Source organism: Microbispora rosea, from assembly GCF_900156315.1.
Taxonomy (GTDB): Bacteria; Actinomycetota; Actinomycetes; order Streptosporangiales; family Streptosporangiaceae; genus Microbispora; species Microbispora rosea.
Genome location: NZ_FTNI01000020.1, coordinates 91677 through 113854 on the forward strand (window position 1 = coordinate 91677; position 22178 = coordinate 113854).

At 71.6% G+C, this 22178-nt stretch carries 16 protein-coding genes; 6 read left to right on the forward strand and 10 right to left on the reverse strand.

The window, feature by feature from the left end; translation table 11 throughout:
* Positions 1-41: 41 nt before the first annotated feature.
* Complete coding sequence (locus BXA11_RS25975; RefSeq protein WP_076438666.1) at positions 42-470, reverse strand: SRPBCC family protein; 429 nt, start codon at positions 468-470, stop codon at positions 42-44.
* Between the two features lie 734 nt (positions 471-1204).
* Here BXA11_RS25975 and ltrA point away from each other — a divergent pair.
* Entirely contained in the window at positions 1205-2479 is a 1275-nt protein-coding gene (ltrA, locus tag BXA11_RS25980) for a group II intron reverse transcriptase/maturase (RefSeq protein WP_204053713.1), read from the forward strand.
* Between the two features lie 94 nt (positions 2480-2573).
* On the opposite strand, the gene BXA11_RS25985 is transcribed toward ltrA, so the two are convergent.
* Together BXA11_RS25985 and BXA11_RS25990 are read right to left on the reverse strand one after the other, a co-directional pair.
* A complete protein-coding gene (locus BXA11_RS25985; protein ID WP_143734519.1) occupies positions 2574-3989 on the reverse strand; it encodes a hypothetical protein in 1416 nt (471 codons plus the stop codon).
* Positions 3990-4254: 265 nt separating this feature from the next.
* A complete protein-coding gene (locus BXA11_RS25990) occupies positions 4255-5613 on the reverse strand; it encodes an MFS transporter (protein WP_076438803.1) in 1359 nt (452 codons plus the stop codon).
* Positions 5614-5768: 155 nt separating this feature from the next.
* On the opposite strand from BXA11_RS25990, the gene BXA11_RS25995 reads away from it, so the two are divergent.
* Complete coding sequence (locus tag BXA11_RS25995) at positions 5769-9440, forward strand: hydantoinase B/oxoprolinase family protein (protein ID WP_076438805.1); 3672 nt, start codon at positions 5769-5771, stop codon at positions 9438-9440.
* A gap of 208 nt (positions 9441-9648) precedes the next feature.
* Here the strand turns inward: BXA11_RS25995 and BXA11_RS26000 are convergent, their stop codons facing one another.
* Both BXA11_RS26000 and BXA11_RS26005 read right to left on the reverse strand, forming a co-directional pair.
* Entirely contained in the window at positions 9649-11721 is a 2073-nt protein-coding gene (locus tag BXA11_RS26000) for a cellulose binding domain-containing protein (protein ID WP_076438670.1), read from the reverse strand.
* Between the two features lie 117 nt (positions 11722-11838).
* On the reverse strand, positions 11839-12318 hold the full coding sequence (locus BXA11_RS26005) for a hypothetical protein (RefSeq protein WP_076438672.1): 480 nt from the start codon (positions 12316-12318) through the stop codon (positions 11839-11841).
* Positions 12319-12382: 64 nt separating this feature from the next.
* On the opposite strand from BXA11_RS26005, the gene BXA11_RS26010 reads away from it, so the two are divergent.
* Together BXA11_RS26010 and BXA11_RS26015 are read left to right on the forward strand one after the other, a co-directional pair.
* Complete coding sequence (locus BXA11_RS26010; protein WP_083744595.1) at positions 12383-13444, forward strand: helix-turn-helix transcriptional regulator; 1062 nt, start codon at positions 12383-12385, stop codon at positions 13442-13444.
* Between the two features lie 199 nt (positions 13445-13643).
* Positions 13644-15104 (forward strand): hypothetical protein, encoded by a 1461-nt coding sequence (locus BXA11_RS26015; protein WP_076438676.1) that lies wholly within the window; start codon positions 13644-13646, stop codon positions 15102-15104.
* Between the two features lie 896 nt (positions 15105-16000).
* Here BXA11_RS26015 and BXA11_RS26020 read toward each other — a convergent pair.
* The 3 genes from BXA11_RS26020 to lpdA all read right to left on the reverse strand — a co-directional run bounded on the left by BXA11_RS26020 (position 16001) and on the right by lpdA (position 19287).
* Complete coding sequence (locus BXA11_RS26020) at positions 16001-16846, reverse strand: HD domain-containing protein (RefSeq protein WP_076438678.1); 846 nt, start codon at positions 16844-16846, stop codon at positions 16001-16003.
* A gap of 78 nt (positions 16847-16924) precedes the next feature.
* Positions 16925-17482, reverse strand: coding sequence for a Rossmann-fold NAD(P)-binding domain-containing protein (locus BXA11_RS44020; protein WP_204053711.1), 558 nt, complete (start codon positions 17480-17482; stop codon positions 16925-16927).
* 404 nt (positions 17483-17886) lie between these two features.
* Positions 17887-19287 carry a dihydrolipoyl dehydrogenase gene (gene lpdA / locus BXA11_RS26030; protein WP_030508778.1) on the reverse strand — a complete coding sequence of 467 codons (1401 nt, stop codon included), beginning with the start codon at positions 19285-19287 and terminating at the stop codon, positions 17887-17889.
* A gap of 128 nt (positions 19288-19415) precedes the next feature.
* Between lpdA and BXA11_RS26035 the strand changes: the two genes are divergently transcribed.
* Positions 19416-19814, forward strand: a complete 399-nt coding sequence (locus BXA11_RS26035; protein ID WP_030508779.1) for an SRPBCC family protein — start codon at positions 19416-19418, stop codon at positions 19812-19814.
* A 26-nt stretch (positions 19815-19840) separates the two neighbouring features.
* Here BXA11_RS26035 and BXA11_RS26040 read toward each other — a convergent pair whose 3' ends face one another.
* Together BXA11_RS26040 and BXA11_RS26045 are read right to left on the reverse strand one after the other, a co-directional pair.
* Entirely contained in the window at positions 19841-20098 is a 258-nt protein-coding gene (locus BXA11_RS26040; RefSeq protein WP_076438683.1) for a hypothetical protein, read from the reverse strand.
* Between the two features lie 4 nt (positions 20099-20102).
* Positions 20103-21026 (reverse strand): TIGR03620 family F420-dependent LLM class oxidoreductase, encoded by a 924-nt coding sequence (locus tag BXA11_RS26045; protein ID WP_076438686.1) that lies wholly within the window; start codon positions 21024-21026, stop codon positions 20103-20105.
* Between the two features lie 378 nt (positions 21027-21404).
* Between BXA11_RS26045 and BXA11_RS26050 the strand changes: the two genes are divergently transcribed.
* A complete protein-coding gene (locus tag BXA11_RS26050) occupies positions 21405-21977 on the forward strand; it encodes a COG4315 family predicted lipoprotein (protein WP_076438689.1) in 573 nt (190 codons plus the stop codon).
* The last annotated feature ends 201 nt before the right edge of the window (positions 21978-22178 follow it).

Sequence of the window (22178 nt, forward strand, 5' to 3'; positions counted from 1 at the left end):
GGGTCACGTCTCCGGACTCCGGCCCACGCCGGCGGAACCGCTCACACGGCGTCGCCGGACTCGCAGCGCCGTTTGAGGCTCTCCGCCTCCGTGCGTACGTACCTGCGGGTGCGGCCGCCGGCCAGCAGACTCATCAGCGGAGCCAGCGGCCCGGACTGGTCGATCCCGAGCAGGACCGACACCCCGCTCTCGCGAGGCGTGAGCACGTGCGTCCCGACCGTGGCCACGCCACCGCCGGTCGCCTGCCAGGCGAAGGAGACGCCGTCGGTGAACTCGGTGACCTGCCAGACCATCGGGGGAAGCCCCGGCTGCTTGATCCTGAACCGGCCGTCGAGGCCGAGCGGGCCGTCGCCGAGGGGCTCGACCGTGGTCATGGTGGGGGTGAACTCGGGCCACCTGGCGACGTCCGTCATGACTCGCCAGACCCGCTCCGCGGCGGCGTCGATGTCGACGCCGGTCTCGAACCGCATACCCGCCTTCACTCCCTCTTCGTCTCCCACCCGATCGGCCCTGCGGCTCACGCGAGCGCCGCGGACACCCTCACGATAATGCCTCCGTCTCCCGCAATCGATCAACGGGAGAGCCCCCGGCCGCCGAAGGCCCCTCTCGTCGCACGACGAGAGGGGCCTTCCCGCTGTGCGCCCGGCATGGGCGATTGCTTGGGGGTGAAAGTCCCCTGGAGGAAGAGGTGGTGCTGACTCCGAGCCGGAGGCAAGGGCGTCATCGTGAGGTGGGGTCTGGAGGAAGCCCGAGGCGAAACCCTGCACCGAGGGACACGAACCGCGTATGAGGCGGGGCGATCTGGGTGAGCCCGCAGCGGAGGGTGAAGCCCGTCACCATCGACAGGATCGTCACGTAGACGCGGCGGGCGTAGGGGGAAAGTGATCGTTCTTACCCGGGGAGATCTGTCTGGGTGTCGGTTGTGCTGAGTGTGTCGCCGCGCCGACGGTCGCTGCTGTGAGGTGGGGGCTGACCAGACAGAAGTCAGCAGAGGTCGTAGTACCGGCGGGGGAACGGACATCAGCCGGGAAGGGCCGAACGTCGAGTGTTGCCGATGAGGGTGAGGTGCTCGTGCCGGTCGTGGTGATCGCAGCCATCCCGCGTGTGCGGGCCCATTGTGGTGGGGAGCCGGTGAGTTCCGGCGGGAGCCATGGTGGAGCGTAGCGGCAGGTCGGCGCCCTTACTGGAGTTGGTGATCCCTGGCATGAAGAGCTTGTTGTGGGAGCAGATGCTCTCGCCGGCGAATCTGGGCAGGGCGTTGAGGCGTGTGGAGGCCAACCGGGGCGCGCCGGGTGCAGACGGCATGACCACGGCCGAGCTTCGGCCGTGGCTGCGTGAGCACTGGCAGCAGGTCCGGGAGGCATTGGACGCGGGCACCTATCGGCCGCTTCCGGTTCGCCGGGTGGTGATCCCCAAGCCGGGTGGCGGGGAGCGGCTGTTGGGGGTGCCCACGGTGCTGGACCGGTTGGTCCAGCAGGCGATCGCGCAGATCCTGACGCCGATCTTCGACCCGCACTTTGCGGGCGCGTCGTTCGGGTTCCGTCCCGGCAAGTCCGCCCATCAGGCGGTTCGGGCCGCGCGGCGGTGCATCGACGATGGCCTGGGGTGGGTTGTGGATGTCGATCTGGACCGGTTCTTCGACCGGGTCAACTTCGACATGCTGATGGCGCGGGTGGCGCGCAAGGTCACCGACCGCAAGCTACTTAAGCTCATCCGGGCGTATCTGGAGGCCGGGGTGATGGTCGAGGGGGTCAAACAGGCGACGGTGGAGGGGACCCCGCAAGGGTCGCCGCTGTCGCCGATCTTGTCGAACATCATGCTGGACGATCTGGACCGGGAGTTGTGGAAGCGCGGTCACCGGTTCGTGCGCTACGCCGACGACATCCGTGTCTTCGTGCGGAGTAAGCGAGCCGCCCACAGAGTGCTCGACAGCGTCACCGGCGTGGTCGAGCAGCGGTTGAAGCTCAAGGTGAACCGGGACAAGTCCTCGGTCCGGCACGCGCGCGAGGTGACGCTGCTGGGCTTCGGGTTCTACTTCACCCGCTCCGGGGTCAAGATCCGGACCGATCCCAGGGCGGTCACTCGCCTGAAGGACCGTATCCGGGTGTTGACCAGCCGGAGGTGGAGCGTGTCGATGCCCTGCAGGATCGGCAAGCTCAATGCGTTCATCACCGGCTGGATGGCCTACTTCCATCTCGCGGACACCCCGAAGGTGTTCAAGGAGCTGGACAAGTGGCTACACCGCCGAATGCGGCAGATCCGCTGGAAGGAATGGAAACGCTACACGGCCCGCTACCGCAACCTGCGCCGTCTCGGTATCCCCGAGCAGACCGCCCGGCAGTGGGCGGCGACGAGCAAGGGGTACTGGCGGATCGCGGGCTCGGTCGTTCTCCAGCGTGCTCTGCCCAACACTCACTGGGATGATCTCGGCCTGCTTGGGCTGCAACGCAGCTGGCACCGTCTCAGATCAACGGCTTGACGAACCGCCGGATGCGGGCCCGCATGTCCGGTGGTGTGAGAGGAGGGTCGGGCGACCCGACCCTCCTACTCGATCGGTGATCAGGGTTGCCGGATCAGGGACGGACGCCGTACAGGAGACGCCTGCCCAGCGGATGGGCCGCCGTTCCCGGGAACTCGGTGACGGACCAGAGCATCGGCGTGCTCGTGGCCCGGTTCCAGTAGAGGTCCTGGACGCCGGTGCCGGCGTAATGACGGGCTACCGTCGTGCCCGGCCGGGTCACGAAACGCCCGGCGGCGCCTCCGTGGCTCGTCGTGAACTGGTAGGTCCCCTTCCAGGACACACCGCCCTGCGCGTAGCGGACCGGCTGGCTGAACACCTCTGTCGGCCTCGCCCTGCCGCCGGAGGTCCGCAGACATCCCCTGGTGCAGGGGATGTTGTCCGGCATCAGCGGGAAGCGCGCCACGCGTCCCTTGCCGCAGGCCGAGCTCGTGCACCACTCACCCGTGAGGAAGCTCGGCGGGGAGGTGCTCCTGTCGAGACCCGCGTACGTGTAGCACGGTGGGTAGTGGAGGTCGCCCGCCCGGCACTTCTGCGGTGTGGTCAGGGGGCCGACCGACGGCCGCCAGATGCCGCGCAGCGGCAGGATGAAGCGGTAACCCTTGGAATAGAACCGGCCCTTGTACAGGCCGTAGGGACGGGTGGCGGCCTGCGGCGACGTCAGGTCGGCGCGCGGGCTGAGCGCCAGGTCGATCAAATTGTGCAGGTCGAAGACGAGTATCCCGTTGAACTCATGCCTCGGGCCGTCGTCCGCGACCAGAAGGTACTGGTGATACCAGACCAAACCGCCGGCGTGGGTCGGCACCGAGTCGAACGTGACCCCGTTCTTCCCATATCGCGGCAGCGCCAGCAGCACATGCTGATAGCGGTGCGCGAAGGACCCCATCGGCGCCTGCTCGTCGAGGAACGTCACCCTGGAGGCGATGGGCGTCCTGTTGGTCGTGCTCGCCCGGCGATACCAGCCGAACGCGAAGGCCTGCTCCCCGTCGACGACTCCGCTCGCGGTCGCGTCCCAGGTGCCGCTGACTCCCTGGGGATACCACCTCTTCGTGGTGGAATCCACGGTGTTGAGGCAGATCCAGTAATCGCTGCGGACCGGATACGGGCCGCCCAGCGCGCCGTAAGAACGCTTCGCATCCGGACAGCCGACGGGACCGCTCAAGGCGGTGTGGCCGGGCTGGCCCAGCAACTGGGAAATGTTCGTGTACCGGTACGACTTCGGCAGGGCGAGGGCACCGCGCAACTGGGTGATGAGCTGCCGGTACGACCTCTTGTCGGGGCCGATCTCATCCCAGCGCAGCGAGTAGAGCGTGTTGGTGTTCGTGCCGAGCTTCGTCATCGGCGTCGGATGGTTCGACGGATCGTGGGCCTGCGGCACACCGGCCGCCGCGCCCTGGCTCGTCGCCAACGCCGCCGTGAGCACGGCGGCGACCGACGCCGCCATCAGCGCGCGAAAGGGACGGGATCTCACGTGTTCTCCTGACTGGCCCGGATGATTTCGGGCGCGCTTGTCCGCAGGACGGTGCTGATGCAGTTGGAATGCGCGCGACGGCGAATCGTCTTTCATGCGCGTCCGGCCGCGCCGATTGCCCTGGCGGCCATGCGTCGAAACATAGCAATGGCAGGTCAGGGCATGCGTGCCAGGTGAAGTGCGCTCGCCTTAATGAAACCGCAAACAAACGAGGCGAAGGTGTTTGGTGCCGCTCGTTCGTCGTGATGTGGCCGGACTTGTCTTTTCAGTCGGAGCCGGAGCCGGTTTCGGCGGGGTGGGCGGCGTGCTGCACGGTCTGATCGTGCCGTCCGTCGGCCTCCTTCGCGGCCGCCCGGCCCCCGCGCACGGCGGCGGTCGCCGCCGCGACGGCGGGCACCAGGATGACCGCCGCCGCGATGTTGACCGCGCGGAATCCGCCCGCGGCGAGGATCGGCCCGGCCAGCGCGGCCGCGGCGGCGCCCGCGTAGTTCATCCCGGCGTCCGTGGCGCCCTGCAACGGCACCCGCACGTGGTCCGCGGCGGTGCCGGCGAGCAGCGCGGAGGCGGAGATCAACGACACCGACCAGCCCAGCCCGAGCACGGTCAGCGCGAGCGCGGTGAGGGCGCTGCCCTCCGCGGCGGAGGCGGCCACGAAGCCGAGCACGACGGCCGCCGCGAGCAGCAGCATCCCGCCGCACGCCGTGCGGACCGCGCCGATCCGGTCGGCCAGCCAGCCGAAGACCGGGCTCAGGGCGTACATGCCGAGCACGTGCAGGCTGATCACCACGCCCACGAGCCGCAGTGACATGCCGTGGTGCTGCATGTGCAGCGGCGTCATCACCATGACCATGACCATCATCGCGTGCGCCACCGAGATGAGCACGACCGCGAACCGCGCCGCCGGGTCGGCCGCCGCCCAGCGCAGCGCGGCCACCGCTCCCACCGCCCGGGCGCTCGTGCCCGCGTCGCCGGTGCCCGCGTCGCCGGTGCCCGCGCCGTTGGTGGCCGCGTCGTTCGTGGCCGGGGCGGACGACCGCGCGGCGGGCCGGAGGAACACCGCCACCACCGCGCCCGCCAAGGCGAAGGACACGACCGAGAACAGGTAGGGACCGGTGAGGCCGGGCAGCCCGAGCCACCGGCCGAACCGGTCGGCCACGTCGCTGAGGTTGGGGCCGGCCACGGACCCGATCGTGGTCGCCCAGATGACGATCGACATCGTCTTGGCCCTGGCGCCGGGAGCCGCGCCGTCCGCGGCGGCGTACCGGGACTGCAGGTTCACCGCCTGCCCGACGCCGAACAAGGCCAGCCCGGCGAGCAGCACGACGAGCTGCGCGACGACGGCGGCCGTGACGATCAGCACGCCGCCGAGCACGGCGATGGCGTAGCCCAGGGCGAGCGAACGGCGCCGTCCGTGCCGCGCCGCGACGCCGGCCAGCGGCACCGCGGCGACCGCCGCGCCGAGCACGCTCGCGGCCTGGCCGAGCCCGGCGACGGACGTGCCGCCGAGCCGCTCCAGGAGCAGCCCGCCGACCGCGATGCCGGAGGCGATCGCGACGCCGCCGAGCAGGTTGCCGGTGACGAGGGCACCGATGCCCCTGCTGCGCTCCACGTTCGGCACGGACATCACCGCCGGGACCACCTTCCCCTCGCGCCGGTCCGGTGTGATCCGGGAAACGGCACTCGATCATATGTCCGGCATCAGGTGATGTGTCTCCCTATTTAAAGCTGGGGCGTGCGGCCCTGATACAAGGGATGTACGGGCGTGCGGAGGGGGATCCGATGCCTGGAGATCGGTGGCAGTTCTGGGTGGACCGCGGCGGGACGTTCACCGACGTCGTCGCCCGGCGCCCGGACGGGCGGCTGATGACGCGCAAACTCCTGTCGGAGAACCCGGCGCGCTACTCCGACGCGGCGGTGGCGGGCATCCGCGCCCTGCTGGACGTCCCCGCGGGCGAGCCGATCCCGGTCGAGCGGATCGAGTCGGTGCGGATGGGCACCACGGTCGCCACCAACGCCCTGCTGGAACGCCGCGGCGAGCGGACGGCGCTGGTCATCACCAAGGGGTTCGGCGACGCGCTGCGCATCGGATACCAGGACCGCCCGCGTATCTTCGAGCGGCGGATCGTGCTGCCGGAGATGCTGTACGAGCGTGTGGCCGAGGTGGACGAGCGGATCACCGCCGACGGCACCGTGATCCGGCCGCCCGACCTCGAAGGGCTCGCGCCGCGGTTGCGGCGGCTGCGCGAGGAGGGCGTCCGGGCGGTCGCGGTGGTCTGCCTGCACAGCCACCTGCACCCGGCGCACGAACGCGCGATCGGGAGCCTGGCCAGGAGCGCGGGCTTCGCCCAGGTGTCCTGCTCCAGCGAGGTCAGCCCGCTGATGAAGCTGGTGCCGCGCGGGGACACCACCGTGGCCGACGCCTACCTTTCTCCCGTCCTGCGCCGGTACGTCGAGGCGGTGGCCCGGCAACTGCCCGGCGTACGGCTGATGTTCCTGCAGTCGAACGGCGGGCTGGCGGAGGCCGGGCACTTCCGCGGCAAGGACGCGATCCTGTCCGGCCCGGCCGGGGGCGTCGTGGGCATGGCGAGCATGTCCCGGCTGGCCGGATTCGACAAGGTGATCGGCTTCGACATGGGCGGCACCTCGACCGACGTGTCCCATTACGCGGGTGCGTACGAGCGGGTCGTCCGGACCCAGGTGGCCGGCGTACGGCTGTCCGCGCCGATGATCGCCGTCCACACGGTGGCGGCGGGCGGCGGGTCCGTCCTGCGTTTCGACGGCGGGCGCTACCGGGTCGGCCCGGACTCCGCGGGAGCCGACCCCGGCCCGGCCTGCTACCGCAACGGCGGGCCGCTGTGCCTCACCGACGCCAACGTGATGCTCGGTCGCATCCAGCCCGGTCACTTCCCCGCGGTCTTCGGCCCGGACGGCGACCTGCCGCTGGACGCGGACGAGGTGCGGCGGCGGTTCGCGGAGACGGCCGCGGGCATCCGCGGGCGGACCGGCGACGAGCGCGACCCCGAGCAGGTCGCCGAGGGCTACCTGCGGGTCGCGGTCGAGAACATCGCCAACGCGATCAAGCAGATCTCCGTGCGGAAGGGCCGCGACGTCACCGAGTACGCCCTCACCACGTTCGGCGGGGCCGGAGGGCAGCACGCCTGCGCGGTGGCCGACGCGCTCGGCATCCGCACCGTGCTGGTGCCCCCGATGGCGGGCGTGCTGTCCGCCCTGGGCATCGGGCTGGCCGACACGACCGTGCTGCGGGAGCAGTCGGTCGAGGCCCGGCTGGAGCCCGCCACGACGCGGCGCCTGACCGGCCTCGCAGACGGACTGGAGGCGGCGGCGCGCCGCACCCTGCTGGATGAGGGGGTGTCGGACGAGGGGGTGGCGGACGCGCGGATCCGGGTGAGCAGGCGGGTGCGGCTGCGCTACGACGGCACCGACACGCCGCTGCAGGTGGACCTGGCCGCGACGGACGCGATGGTGACGGCGTTCGAGGCCGCCCACCTGCGGACCTACTCCTTCCTCATGGACCGGCCGCTGGTCGCGGAGGCGGTCTCCGTCGAGGCGGTGGGCCTGACCGAGCGGCCCGGCCTCCCGGACCTCGCCGCCGGACCCGCTTCCGGGCCCGCCGCCGGACGCGCTTCCGGACCCGGCGCAGGGACGCGGACGGCGACCACCGTGCGGATGTACACCCGTGGCGCGTGGCGCGAGGTGCCGCTCCACCGGCGGGAACTGCTGCGCCCCGGCGACACGTTCGGCGGCCCGGCGATCGTGGCCGAGGCGGACGCGACCACCGTCGTCGACGACGGCTGGCGGGCCCGGGTGACGCCGTACGGGCACCTGCTCCTGGAACGGGACCGGGCACGCCCCCGCGCCACGGGCGTGGGCACCGCGGCCGACCCCGTGATGCTGGAGGTCTTCAACAACCTCTTCATGTCCGTCGCCGAGCAGATGGGCGCCCGGCTGGAGGCCACCGCGCAGTCGGTGAACATCCGGGAGCGGCTCGACTTCTCCTGCGCCCTGTTCGACCCGGGCGGCGATCTCATCGCCAACGCGCCACACATCCCGGTGCACCTCGGGTCGATGGGCGCGAGCGTCAAGGAGGTGATCCGCCGCCGGGGCGGCGGGATGCGGCCCGGCGACGTGTACGCGATCAACGATCCCTACCACGGCGGCACCCACCTGCCGGACATCACGGTCGTCACCCCCGTCTTCGACGACGCGGGCCGGGAGATCCTGTTCTTCGTGGCCTCCCGCGGCCACCACGCGGAGATCGGCGGGCTGACGCCCGGCTCGATGCCCGCCGGGAGCAGGAGCGTGCACGAGGAGGGCGTGCTGTTCGACTGCCGGCTGCTGGCGGACCGCGACGGCCTGCGCGAGAAGGAGACGCGGCGGCTGCTCACCGAGGGGCCGTACCCGTCCAGGGACCCCGCGACCAACCTGGCCGACCTGCGCGCGCAGATCGCCGCGAACGCCAAGGGCGTCGAGGAGGTCGGCGCGATGATCGGCCACTTCGGCCTCGACGTCGTGCGGGCCTACATGGGGCACGTGCAGGACAACGCCGAGAGCGCGGTCCGCGCGGTCGTCGACGCCCTCGGCGAGGGGAGCTGCCGCTACGAGACGGACTCCGGCGCCGTGATCTCGGTGCGGGTCTCGGTGGACCGCGCCCGCCGCGCCGCGACGATCGACTTCACCGGCACCTCGCCCCAGCTCGACACCAACCTCAACGCGCCGTCCGCCGTGGTCACCGCCGCCGTGCTGTACGTCTTCCGCACCCTGGTGGCCGACGAGATCCCGCTCAACGACGGCTGCCTGCGGCCCCTGCGGATCGTCGTGCCCGAGGGGTCGATGCTGGCCCCTGCGTACCCCGCGGCCGTGGTCGCCGGCAACGTCGAGACCTCGCAGGCGATCACCGGGGCGATCTACGCCGCGCTGGGCGTCCAGGCCGAGGGGTCGGGGACGATGAACAACGTCAGCTTCGGCGACGAACGGCGCCAGTACTACGAGACCGTCGCCTCGGGGTCCGGGGCGGGAGACGGGTTCGACGGGACGGCGGTGGTGCAGACCCACATGACGAACTCCCGGCTGACCGATCCCGAGGTGCTGGAATGGCGGTTCCCCGTGTTGCTGGAGGAGTTCGCCGTCCGGCGCGGCAGCGGCGGCGCCGGACGGTGGCGCGGCGGGGACGGGGCCGTGCGCCGCATCCGGTTCCGCGAGCCGATGACGGTCAGCGTGCTGTCCGGCCACCGGCGCGTGCCGCCGTACGGCATGGCCGGCGGCGCCCCCGGCGCACTGGGCCTCAACCGGGTGCGGCGCGCGGACGGAGTCGTCGTCCACCTGGCGGGATGCGACTCGGTGCGCGTCGAGCCGGGTGACGTGCTGGAGATCGAGACACCGGGCGGCGGGGGATACGGGCCCCCGACGGGCTCTGGTCGGGGCTCTGGTTGAGCCTCCCGTTGGGCTCCGCCCTCCTCGGCCTTCGCGGCGAGGAGGGCGGGCTTCCAGCGGTTTCGCCGTTACCACACCGGGCGGCTTTTTCTGGCGATGAGCCGCGGGGTTCCGCACCTGACACGGCAGGCGCTTGCTCAGGAGTCTCTCACCCGGCCCTCACGTCCGGGTGCAAGCCGACTCCATGATCGAGCCAAGAAAGCGCCGGTCACAGCGTCGAGCAGACCGTGCCGTCCAGGCGGAACACGGTGGGAGAGGGGTAGGCCCCCTCGTTGGCGCCGACGAACCCGACGGTGATCGAACCACCCGCCGGGATCGTCGGTGCCTGCTGCCCTGCCTGCTCACCGGGGACGACCCGCACGTCCTGACCCTCGGACGTCCACGTGCCGCCCCACCCGCCGGAGACCCGCTCCCCGGCGACCGGGAACCGGAACGTCAGTGCCCAGCCGGTGAGGTCCGCGGTGCTCCGGTTGGTGACGGTCACCTCGGCGGTGAAGCCCCGCCCCCAGCCCTGCGTCACCCGGTAGCGGACCGCGCAGGTGCTGTCCGGCGGCGTGGGGGCGGTGAAGGTCACCGGCGCCGACGGCCGCGACAGCCGCCCGGCCCGATCCCTGGCCAGCACGTTGACGGTGTAGGAGGCGCCGGGCTCCAGGCCGCGCAGCGTCAGCGAGGTGCCCCGGGTGGTGCCCAGCAGGACGGTGTCCGTGCCCGTCTGCCGGTACACCTCATAGCCGTCCGCCCGTGGCCCGGCGGACGGCCAGCTCACGGTGACAGCGCCGGGGACGCCGCCCGCGTCGCCGCGTGCCGTCGGCGTGCCCGGGGCCGGCGCGGGCTTCGGGCCCTTCGCCGCCCGCACGGTCATCGTCGTGATCGAGTACGGCGGGAGCGTCCGGATGTACGGGTCGCCCTGCTCGGCCCGGACGATCCCGGTGGCCCCCCTCGTGAAGGTGTACGTCACCGGGCTCCGGCCGGAGGGCGTGAACCCGGTGTAGCGGAGCCGTACGGGATAGGCGGTGGCCGGATCCTTGTTGATCATCACGACGGCCAGGTCGCCGCCGACCTGCCGTACGGCGTGCACGGCCACCTCCGGCCGGCTGGAGCCGGCCCTGACCAGGCTGTCTCCCGGCCCGGCGGCCGTCTGCAGGATCTCGATGCCGTGGTAGGCGGGAAACGGCGTGTTGAGCGGCGGCTCGCAGACGCCGTCGGCGCACTGGCCGAGCGACAGGAAGCCGATGTCCTGGAAGTCGGTCTCGCCGTCGATCGTGGAGACCCTCTCCAGCGCGTTGTGGGTGTCGAACCAGTCCACGGTGAAGACGCCGTTCTCCAGCGCGGTCAGGTAGGTGTCGGCGGCGAACAGCCCGGCCGCGTGGGTGTCGCGCCCGATGTTGGAGGCGACCTCGGTCAGCGCGAGCGGGACCTCGCGCCCGCCCAGGGCGGCGACGTCGGCCCGCACCTGGGCCAGCATCTCGGCGAGGCCGGGCGGAGAGGCCAGCAGCGCGGCGACGTCGCCGCTGGTGTCCGGGATGCTCGTGCCCGGATACCAGTGCACGGTGAAGAAATCGATCTCGGACGCCACCACCGGGATGACCGTGTGGTTCCAGTTCGCCGCGTCGCCTGCGGCGACCACGCCGTCCGGCCAGCTCCCGGGGATCGTGAGCACCGCCCCGATCTTGATCGTGGGATCGACGGCCTTCATCGCGCGGACGAACTCCAGCGTGGTGCGGGCGTACGCCGCGGGGCTCTTGTCCGGGTGGTCGTCGGCCTCCCAGGTGGCCCCGTAGTAGCCGTTGCCGTAGAGCTCGTTGCCGATCTCCCAGTACTTCACGCCGTACTTCTTGGTCACGTTGGCGTACCGGACCCACCCGGCGGCCTCCTCGGGCGTCCCCGTGCCGTAGTTTGCGATCACCACGGCCTGCGCGCCTGCCGCCCTGACCGTGCCCATGAACCGGTCGAACCCCGTGCCCGGGGCCACGGTCCCGCCCGGCGCCGTGTGGGTCTCCCAGTGGTAGAGGTCGCCGTACGACCCGCCGGGATAGCGCACTGCGGCGATGTGCGCCCGCTTGTACAGCCGCGCCACCTCCGGGTCGTTCATGTGCGGGTCCCAGACGGCGGCGTTGGCGCCGTACGCCGCCTCGTGGACGGTGCCGAGCCCGGCGTGCGCATCGACCGAGATCTCGACGGCGCCGCCCTGCGAGGGCGCCGGACTCTGGGCGGGGTCCGCCGCCGCGAGCAGGGAGGCGGCCAGGACCGCGGCGAGCGGGAGGGCCAGGGCTCTGCGCATCGATCGCTCCGGGGGCGAAGGGGGACCGGTTCGTGGAGTCAGGCCCCGACGATCACCCGCGGCGATGTCCCGGTCAAGCGCCCGGGACATCGCCCCTGATCGGTACGCGTGGTTCTTTCATCGGCGGTCGCCCGTCGTGCCCTCGGGCAGCGTGTCGGCGAGGTACGCGCCGAGGTCGGGCCGGTCGGGGGCGAGCATGTGCCGCACCCACGCGTCGCGTTCGTGCAGGATCGGCGGCAGCTCCCAGACGCAGCCGATGAGCGGGCGTTCCAGCCGGACGAAGTGGGTGGGATCCCGGTCGGGGCACCCGAGCACCGGCTGACCGGCCACCGCGTTGCCGTTGTGCAGGGCGTTGTCCCAGGCCCAGGTGTAGGCGTTGATGTAGGCCCCGTCGTCCCCGCCCCTGTGAAGGACGACGAAGGCGGCCGGGGGCGTGCCGTCCGGATCCGGCAACAGCTCGGGCAGGACGGCGTACGCCGCCTTCTCGACCTCCGGGTCGATGCCGGCCGGGTCTGCCGTGACGTGGTAGCGCTTGACGTGGTAGCCGCTCACCTTGATCGGGGGCGGCACGAAGAGCAGTTTCTCCGCGAAAGCCATGCCGGGAACGGTAGGGCCGCTTCACTGACACCTTCCGGCAGTGGAATCGTGCGATGGTGACATCGTGCGCGCGTCCCGGCTCCTGTCGATCCTCCTGCTGCTGCAGTCGCGCGGCCGGTTGACGGCCCGGCAGCTCGCCGGCGAGCTGGAGGTCAGCGTCCGCACGATTTACCGGGACGTCGAGTCCCTGCACGCCGCCGGCATCCCGTTGTACGGCGAGGCCGGGCACGAGGGCGGCTACCGGCTGATGGACGGTTTCCGCACCCGGCTCACCGGCCTGACCGAGCGGGAGGCCGCGGCGCTGTCCCTGGCCGGGCTGCCGGGACCGGCCGCCGATCTCGGCCTCGGCGCGCTGCTGGCCGCGGCGGAGCTGAAGATCGAGGCCGCGCTCCCGGCCGGTCTGCGGGAGGAGGCGCGGCGGGTGCGGGCGCACTTCCTCCTCGACGCGCCCGGCTGGTACTACGACGGCGACCGGTCGCCGTACCTGCCGGAGATCGCAGAGGCCGTCTGGACCACCCGGGTCGTCCACGTCCGCTACCGCCGCTGGGCGGAGCCCTGCGAGGTCGAGCGGAGGCTGGAGCCGTACGGGCTGGTCCTGAAGGCGGGGAAGTGGTATCTCGTGGCGCGGTGCGACGGAGCGCTGCGCACCTACCGGGTCGGCCAGATCCTCGCCCTCACGGTGACCGATGAGACGTTCGAGCGCCCCGAGGGCTTCGACCTGGAGCGACACTGGCGCGAGCATCTGGCCGGCTTCCGCTCACGGCTGCTGCGGGGGCACGCGGTGGTCCGGCTGTCGCCGCGGGGCCGGGAGCGGCTTGGAGAGGTCATGAGCTCGGCCGTCGCCGGGGCGGTGGACGAGACGGCGGGCCCGCCGGACGAGCGGGGCTGGGTCGCGGCGACGGTGCCCATCGAGTCGGTGACGCACGCGCGGACGGAGTTCCTCAAGCTCGGGGCCGAGGTGGAGGTACTGGAACCGGCCGAGCTGCGGCGCGAGATGGCGGCGACCGCGCACGCTCTCGCGGCCCTCTATCCGCCTGCTTCGCGGCCTGCTTCGCCCCCTGCGCAGGGGCCTGCTTCGGGGCCTGCGCAGGGGTCGGCTGCGGGGTCGCCTTCGCGGCTGCCGTAGCGGCGCCGAGGAAAAAGCGGCCGTAATTCCGGCGGGTCCGATAAAAGGTGATACCAACTCGGCGAGTGCCCTGACAGCGTGCGGCCCGAGTTCTATCCTTGACGGCGTCACTGACAAGATTCTCGCGATTGCGGGAGAAAAAGTGCCCAAGACCACGCGTACGCCGCGAAGGGAGAAAGCGCGAAGCGAGGGCGCGCGAGTGGACGGGCTTCGTGATCCGGATGTCGAGACCTTCGTCGGCGCGGTGGGGACGCGCATCCGCGCGGACGCCGAGACGGTCGGAGTCGGCCTCCGGACTCTGGAGATCCAGGTAAGACTGCACCTGCCCCGGTTGAGCAGGCCGGCCATCGCCGGCTGGTCTCCGGACAAGGTGTACGAGGAGATACGGCTGCAGGCCGTCGTCCGGGCGGCCCAGGTGCGCCAGTCGGCGGAGGACGCCGCCCACCAGGCGCACGCCTCCGTCCTCCTCAATGTGCACAAGGCGCACCGGGACCTGAGCCTGTCGTTCGGCGACGGCTACCGCACCCGCCTGCGCTTCGCCGAGGTCAGGCCGAGCGCCGGCCATCTGGTGCAGTCGAGACTGCACTACCTCCACAGCGAGAGGGCCGACACCGTCGCCCAGTTCGGGCTCTTCCTGCCGGGCGCGACGATGCCGATCACGTACGCCGCCTTCTCACGATGCGACCGCCAGTACGTCCTGGACGCGCTCACCGGGCACGGGCTGGACGTGAATCCGGACCGGATAATGGTCCTGACAAGAATGCACGGGCTGGCGGGAATTCCGGCGAACCTCATGAGCCTGACGATCGCCCGCGCGGTCCGGGAGATCAGGGCGGAAAACGCCGGGGATTATGTCATCACGGCATACAATCCGATGCTCGGTTTCGACGGCGCCTCATTCCTCGCATCGGGCTTCAAACCGATCGCCCTGTCGCCCGTGGCATATCGCTACGACGACAAAGGCCTTTTCCAGACCCGCCGCATGTCCGGAGAGTCGGTGCCGCAGCTCCTGGACACCCCGGACAACGTGCTCATGGTCCTCGGCGTCACTTCGGCCGCGAAGCGGAACGCCGGAGGGATCGGGGGCCTGATCAGGGTGTCGATCCGGGCCCACTCGGGCGGTGACCACGTGAGACCCCTCAAGGCGGACTTCGCCTCGCCGGAGTGGAGGGACCGCCTGCTCGGCTACCGCCGGATGCTGGAGCCCACCTGGTCGGACCGCACGGTCCATCCGCGCTATCAGGAGTCGCCGGTCGCCGCGGGCGACCCCCGGGGCCAGTGCGGGGTCACCTCCGTCTGGCTCGCCCGCAGGCTCCGCACCGACCTGCTGCTCGAACCCGTCTACTGCTACGGCCGGCTGCGGGTCGGCCGCGACGACGGCCGTGACGACGCCGAGGACGTGAGCCACCACTGCTGGGTCGAGATCGGCCCGGCCCACGACCCCCGGCGGTTCGTCATCGACCTGACCGGCGACCAGTCGGACGGCGTACGCGAGCCGATCATCCTGGGCGAGCACCGGGCGCTGGCGGACCGGGGGCTGCGGTACGAGGCCGCGGCGAGCCTGCGCCTCGACGAACTGCCGAGGGACCGGGTGTGGCCGCGCTTCCTCGCGCTCGACGACCGCCTGCGCGATCGGGACGAGCTCCGGAGGCGGACATGACCCCCCACATGGCCCCGGGCGCGACCGTGCCGCGCACGGCCGGAGTCCGGCCCTCGGTGCTGCTGCTGTCGTCCGACAGCAGGCGGCGGTACGCGGAGGACGTCCTGAGGGCGCTGGCCCTGCCCAGAGGGGCGATCATCCAGTTCCGGTACGAGACCGACTACGTGGCGGGCGCCCTGCAACAGGCGATCGCGAACGGCTCCGCCGTCGGCCGGCGGTGCCTCGTGACGTTCCTGGCCGACCGGGAGTCGCCCGAGACGGAGCCGTTCGTCGTGCCCGTGCGCTTCGCCACGGTGGTGGCGACCGCGTGCGTGGCGGACATGGCCGTGTTCCGGCTCCGGGTGGACGACTACGCGAACCTGGAGGAGTTCCCGCTGAGCGAAGCGGACATCAGGGCCAAGGGCGGCTGGTTCGTGGACCGGCTCGCGGAGGCCAACGGCGGGCGCTGGTATCCCGCCACCACGCGCTTCCCCGACCTCCACCTGCACGAGCGGCCGGGCGACGACCCCGACGCGTGGCTCGGGGTGGCCCGGCGGCTGGCCCGGCACCCCACCTACAGGTCCTCCTACTTCGTGCGCACCGAGGAACCGCTGCTGGGCAGGGACAGGACGGGCACGCTCGACGCCGAGGGGCGGCTGCACCTGAGTGACGGCGACTCGGTGAAGATGCGGGTCAGCTTCTACTCCGACGGCTACACGCCGGCCGCGAAACGGCTCGTGTGCGCGACCGACGGCACCTTCCTGAAGATCGCGTCCGACGACTCCTACGACGTGGCGTCGCGATACGACACGGTGGAGTTCTGGCTGCGGCCCGAGACGCTGGGCTTCGACGCGCTCGCGCGGGTCGGGATCACCCTGGCCGCGGACACCCGGGCGGGCCCGGCGCCGGGCGGCGACTCACTGACGACGAGCGCCGGATTTCCCGTGGTCGTGCGCCGCTCGCGGTCGCGTCTCCTCGCGTGGGTGTCGGCCAGCGCGGCCGGGGCCTTCCTCGTCGCCCTGCCCGCCGTGCTCGGGCCGGGCGTCCAGTTGCCGCTGAGGGTGCTGTGCGCCGTCTGCGGAGCGGCCCTGCTCGCCGTCGCGAACATCGTCATCTCCCACGCCAGGTGACACCCCACCCGAGAACAGGTGCGGACGCCGTGCGAACTCCCGGCACAGCTCGTCGAACAACGGCAGCAGTGCCGGGCAGCTCATACGTATCTTCCGCCTGGCCGTGATCTCCGTGCGCTTGTACGCCGCCCAGGTCGGCCGCAGCGGATGGTGGTCGGCCAGCAGCACGTTGACGTGGGGGAGCAGCTTGTCGAGGGCGTAGACGAACCTGCTCTCCGGGTCGTGCTGCGCCGTGTAGCCGTACAGGTCCTCCACCAGCCAGGGGAACGTCCCGCCGAAGTCACGGCTGATGATCTCCCGCGCCTCCTCCTCGCGTACGGCCTTCTTCTCGCGTTCGGCCGGGCCGGCGTAGACCGAGACGTCCCCCGCGTGGACCTCGGGCAGGTCGTGGACCAGCGCGTACCTGGCGACCCTGCCCGGGTCCAGGGCGGGGTCGATCAGCGGGGCGAGACAGACCGCGGCCAGGCCCAGGGCGAAGGAGTGCTCCGCGTCGTTCTCCTGCCGGGTGACGTCCTGCGGCGCCACCGAGGACCGTTCGATCGCGTACGGAGGGAATACCAGTTCGCGCATGAGGGCCATCAGAGTGTTCGCGCCGACCGGGGAGCCGGTGTTTTCCGCGTCGTCCCTCGCCATCGGGCCGCCCTCGCATTGTTCGCCCGCACGCGGCCGCGGCGTTTCGCGCACGGCCTGATTCCCAGCGTAGCCGACCATTCATCGACGCCGTGGGAAGTGTTTCCCAGGGAATGGCCGCGCGAGCCGAATGCCTGTTCGGTAATCGGCATTTCCGCATTTCAGGCCGCATAGTCCTTGAGAGTTATCGAGGTGGCCGCCTTGGTGCTCAGCTTGTCGAGCATCCCTATCAGCGGCCCGGCGGTGAGCACCCGGTAGGCCAGATTGCGCCGCAGGATCGCGCCCCGCGTCACCGGGGCGAGGAACGAGCCCGCGTTGCCCGCGACCCGCTGGCACGCCTTGGCGAACCCCCTGATCGTCCGCTCGTACTCGGGGAACGCGGAAGGTCACCTCCACGCCGTCCGGGGTCTCGGTCATGGACGCGATGGAGTCGCCGAAGACGTACTTCACGTCGTCCCCGGTCAGGTCGTACAGCACACGGGCGAGGTCGCCGCGCAGGATCTCCACCTCGCCGCCGGCGAACTCCACGGGCAGCCCGACCACCTGGTCGCCGCGCGCGTCGACCAGCCGCCACGGGCCGGGGTCGGTGCGCAGGCGGCGGATCTCGTCGAGGACGCCCATCCGCCGCAGCACGCTCATGCCACCTCCTCGCCTGGCGGCTCGGGGTCGCATGAGCGAATCGCACTGTGCTTATTGATTCGCTCGCTCCGCTCGCTCATGTGCACCGCCCCCCGGAAGTCGACCGCCTGGCCGCCCTCGCGCGGGGCGGGGCCCGCTCGAACCCCGGGCCCCGCGAAAAGTCCGAGCTTGCGAGGAGTTTTCGCGGGTGGGGCCACGGTGGGGGCGAAGCCATGCCGGCGCAGCCAGTAGGCGAGGGCGGGGCCGGCGATGCTCGCGCCGGAGATCAGAACCGATCGGGTCGTCATGTCGCGCTCCTCTGATCCGAGGCCGCGCTGGTGTCGCGGCCATGGGAGGAGCGTCACCCCCGGCGCTGATGGGCCGCCCACCGGCGGCTGACCGGACCTTAACGGCCCCTGACCGGATCACATGTTGATCATGTGCCCGGCCAGGCCGTGGATCGCCTCCTTCACCGCCTCGCCCAGGGTCGGGTGGGCGTGGACGTTGCGCGCCACCTCGTGCACGGTGAGGTCCCACTGCTGGGCCAGGGTCAGCTCGGGCAGCAGCTCGGTCACCTCGGGCCCGATGAGGTGGGCGCCGAGGATCTCGCCGTACTTCGCGTCGCTGAGGACCTTGACGAACCCGGTCGGGTCGCCCAGGCCGTGCGCCTTCCCGTTGGCCGTGAACGGGAACTTGACCACCTTCACGTCGAAGCCCTGCTCGCGCGCCTGGGCCTCGGTGTAGCCGAAGCTCGCGATCTGCGGCTGGCAGTAGGTCGCCCTGGGGATCATCACGTAGTCGAGCTCCATCGTCTCGGCGCCCGCGATCGTCTCGGCGGCGATGATGCCCATCGACTCGGCGGCGTGCGCCAGCATGAGCTTCGCGGTGACGTCCCCGATGGCGAAGATGTGCGGCACGTTCGTGCGGCAGCGGCCGTCCACGGCGATCGCGCCCCGCTCGGTCAGCCGTACGCCGGTGTGCTCCAGGCCGTATCCCTCGACACGCGGCTGGAAGCCGATGGCCTGCAGCACCTTGTCGGCCTCCAGCACGGACGTCTCGCCGTTCCTGGAGACCGTGACCCGCACCTTGTCGCCGCTGTCGTCGATCGACTCGACCCGGGTGGAGGTCAGCACCTCGATGCCGAGCCGCCGGTAGCGCCGCGCGAGCTCCGCCGACACCTCCTGGTCCTCCAGCGGCACCATCCGGTCGAGGAACTCGACGATCGTGACCTTCACGCCGTAGTTGTGCAGCACGTACGCGAACTCGACGCCGATCGCGCCGGCGCCCGCGATGACCACGCTCTCCGGCAGCGCCTCGCTGAGGATCTGCTCCTCGTACGTCACCACGCGCTCCGACAGGGACGTCCCCGGCAGCAGGCGGGTCGTCGCCCCCGCCGCGATGATGCAGTGGTCGAATGTCACCGTCCGCACCGAGCCGTCCGCGCCGCGCACCTCCATGGAGTCCGGCCCGGTGAAGGTGCCCCGGCCGTCGTACTCGGTGATGCCGTTCTTCTTCATCAGGTAGTGGACGCCCTTGACCCGCCCGTCCGCGACCTGGCGGCTGCGGCGGAAGGCCGCGCCGTAGTCGAGCGTGATCGGGCCGTCCACCTGGATGCCGAACGTCTTGGTCTCGTTCGTGAGGATGTGGGCGAGCTCGGCGTTGCGCAGCAGCGCCTTGGAAGGGATGCATCCGACGTTGAGGCAGACACCACCCCAGTAGCGCTCCTCGACGACCGCTGTGCTGAGCCCGAGCTGGGCCGAGCGGACCGCGGCGGTGTAGCCGCCGGGCCCCGCGCCGAGGACCACGACATCGTAATGATCGGTCATGCACCGGACCCTACGCCGCCGCGCGCCCCCGGCGGGGAAGGGGGTGCCCACCAGGCGCCGAGCCGGAGGATGGACCGGACCGCGGCGGGTAGGGGCCCCTACGTCGACAGAGGGAGGAGTGACGGATCATGACCGAGTTCGAGCGGTCCCGCAGGATGCCCGCCCCGGCCGACCAGGTGTTCCGGCAGGCGTGCGACGTCGGCAAACTCGATCTCTGGATGCCCCGTGAGCTGCACGTACACGCCGAGGAGCCGCCCGCGGTCACCGTCCACGAGGACGAGACGGGTCAGGACGAACGCGCGCTGCTGCGGGCCGAGCAGGACCAGTTGCGGATGGAGTGGGGCACCCGCGACGTGGACCGGTACGCCGGATGGCTGCAGGTCGCCGGAATCGACGACGACAGCAGCGACGTGACGGTCCACCTGTCCTTCTTCGACGAGCGGCACGCGCCCCCCGCCGAGGCGGTGGAGCAGGCGCTGGACGACAGCCTCGAACGGCTGGCCGAGCAGGTGCGTCAGGCGGCCTGACCGGCCTCCCGCCCGGCCCGCTCGGGCTACTCCGCGTTCCCGCCGTGGTCCGGGCCGTCCGCGTCCGCGGAACGACCCGGGTGGCCCGGGCCGGCGGGCGGGGAGGGCGGCAGCGGCGGGGTGAACGCGGAGGCCCGGGCGCCGGCCAGGCCGAGAACCTGGCGGATCCACGCCTCCAGGCTCGTCGGGTCCGGCGGGATCACCGGGCCCTGCTCGTTCTGGCCGCTCTGCCTGTTCTGCCCGCTCTGCTCGCCGCGCCCCCGCCCGGAAGCCGCCGTGGTCACGACGTCATCCCAGGAGAGCGGGGGCCAGCAGCCGCAGGTGCTCGATCTGCGTGCCGACCGAGCCGGCCAGTGGTTGCACGCACACGTGGTCGGCCCCCGCGTCGTGGTGGGCGCGTACCCGCTCGGCGATCGTCTCCGGCTCGCCCCAGACCACGATCGCGTCGATGAGCCGGTCGCTGCCCCCGCCCGCGAAGTCGTCGTCGGAGAAGCCCAGTTCGCGCAGGTTGTTGGTGTAGTTGGGCAGGGAGAGATACATGGCGGCGTACTCGCGGGCGATCTCCCGTGCGCGGTCCGGGTCCGTCTCGACCACCACGGCCTGCTCCGGGGCGAGGACCGGGTCCGGACCGAGGATCTCGCGGGCCTTCGCGCTGTGCTCGGGCGGCACGAAATAGGTGTGGGCGCCCTGGGTGCGCCGCGCCGCCAGTTTGAGCATCCGATGCCGGAGCGCCGCGAGCATCCGGGGCGGCGTCTCCGTCTGCGGGAGCTCGATCGAAGCCCGGTCCATCCCGTCGAGGTAGTCCCACATGTACGCGAGCGGCGCCGAGTAGTCGTGGCCGCGAGGGGTGACCAGCGGCTTGTGGCTGACACCGAGGCCGAGCACGAACCGCTGGTCCCACGCCTCCGCGAGGGTCGCGGCGGCGTTGGCGGCGGCGACGGGGTCGCGGCCGTAGATGTTGGCGATGCCCGTGGCCACGTGCAGCCGCGCGGTGGCCGACAGCAACAGCGCGGCGTGCGTGAAGGCCTCTCGCCCGAACGGGGTCTCGCCGATCCACAGCGCCGGGTATCCGAGTTCCTCGATCTCCGCCGCGGCACTCCTGGCCTCCGCCGCGGGGATCGCCGCCAGAGAGGACAGCCACACTCCCGTACGGCCGAGGCGACGCCTCAGCTGGGACGGTTCCACGGTGGGCGGTTGCGTGCGCTCGGCCATCCGGACGCTCCTTGTCTGTCACGCGAGATCGGGCGAAGGGGGCGGTGCGGGGACGTCGCCCCCGCGGGCCGGACGGCCGCGCCGGCGGGCGTCGCAGCCTCAGCATGGCATCGCGCGCGCCGGTGACCTCGGCACCTCCCCGCGATCGGTTCACGTGTCGGGGCGCACCGCCGCGCCCGTACGGCTTATTCCGATTTCCCCGAATCCTGCGGTTCATCCGCGTTGGTGGTGGATTCGCCCCGAGGGTGGCGTGAGGCCTGTGAGCCGCAACCCACGAAACGGCAAAGGCCTGTCCTGGATCTTCGCGTCCGGGCGGCGGGGCCGCCGTCGCCGCGTGTGTCCTTGGAGCCGACTCGCTCACTTCTCAGGAGGCCGAACATGAGGAAACTGCTGTATGCCGGCGCGGTCGCGATCAGCCTGCTGGCCGCCGGATGCGGCGGTGCCGGCGACGAGGGCGCCAGCCGCGTCGCCAACGACCAGCTCAACGAGTCGCAGACGCCCGAGCCCTCCGAGAACACCTCGGAGACGACGCCGTCCGCCACCGGACACTCGGCGTCTCCGACATCTCCCGTCCAGGCGTCCCCCACAGGGCCCGCGCGCATCGACGCGGCGCCCACCTCGCTCGGCAGCGTGCTGGTCGGCGTGGACGGCCGCACGGTGTACCTGTTCACGAAGGACAAGGGCGGCGCCTCCGCCTGCACCCAGGCCTGCGCCGCCGCGTGGCCGCCCGTGCTCACCGCCGGCGCGCCGCAGGCCGGCACGGGCGTGCACGCGAACCTGCTCGGGACGCTCCACCGGGAGGACGGCACCACGCAGGTGACCTACAACAAGCACCCGCTCTACTACTACGCGAAGGACCAGAAGGCCGGCGACGTGCTCGGCCAGGACGTGAAGGACTTCGGCGGCGAGTGGTACGCCGTCACCCCCCAGGGCAAGAAGGCCAAGCGCTAATTCCTTGGCCTGGCCATGCTGTGCGGAAGCCGGGCGAGCAGGGCCGACGACTGCCCGCGCTCGTCCGGCGAACAGCCGCCTTCCCGGCCCGTTTTCCGATCCGCCTTCCCCTGCGGGAGGGCGGATTTCTCATGCCCGTCGCAGTACGGGCGGCCCACCCTTCCGGCAACCCTCGGGTTCACCTGGCTACCACTGCGTGGA

What these genes read in the sequence shown, in the direction of transcription:
- BXA11_RS25975 (WP_076438666.1), bottom strand. Translation starts at nt 470, where the DNA reads ATGCGGTTCGAGACCGGCGTCGACATCGACGCCGCCGCGGAGCGGGTC.
- ltrA (WP_204053713.1), top strand. Translation starts at nt 1,205, where the DNA reads ATGAAGAGCTTGTTGTGGGAGCAGATGCTCTCGCCGGCGAATCTGGGC.
- BXA11_RS25990 (WP_076438803.1), bottom strand. Translation starts at nt 5,613, where the DNA reads ATGTCCGTGCCGAACGTGGAGCGCAGCAGGGGCATCGGTGCCCTCGTC.
- BXA11_RS25995 (WP_076438805.1), top strand. Translation starts at nt 5,769, where the DNA reads ATGCCTGGAGATCGGTGGCAGTTCTGGGTGGACCGCGGCGGGACGTTC.
- BXA11_RS26000 (WP_076438670.1), bottom strand. Translation starts at nt 11,721, where the DNA reads ATGCGCAGAGCCCTGGCCCTCCCGCTCGCCGCGGTCCTGGCCGCCTCC.
- BXA11_RS26005 (WP_076438672.1), bottom strand. Translation starts at nt 12,318, where the DNA reads ATGGCTTTCGCGGAGAAACTGCTCTTCGTGCCGCCCCCGATCAAGGTG.
- BXA11_RS26020 (WP_076438678.1), bottom strand. Translation starts at nt 16,846, where the DNA reads ATGGCGAGGGACGACGCGGAAAACACCGGCTCCCCGGTCGGCGCGAAC.
- BXA11_RS44020 (WP_204053711.1), bottom strand. Translation starts at nt 17,482, where the DNA reads ATGAGCGTGCTGCGGCGGATGGGCGTCCTCGACGAGATCCGCCGCCTG.
- lpdA (WP_030508778.1), bottom strand. Translation starts at nt 19,287, where the DNA reads ATGACCGATCATTACGATGTCGTGGTCCTCGGCGCGGGGCCCGGCGGC.
- BXA11_RS26035 (WP_030508779.1), top strand. Translation starts at nt 19,416, where the DNA reads ATGACCGAGTTCGAGCGGTCCCGCAGGATGCCCGCCCCGGCCGACCAG.
- BXA11_RS26045 (WP_076438686.1), bottom strand. Translation starts at nt 21,026, where the DNA reads ATGGCCGAGCGCACGCAACCGCCCACCGTGGAACCGTCCCAGCTGAGG.
- BXA11_RS26050 (WP_076438689.1), top strand. Translation starts at nt 21,405, where the DNA reads ATGAGGAAACTGCTGTATGCCGGCGCGGTCGCGATCAGCCTGCTGGCC.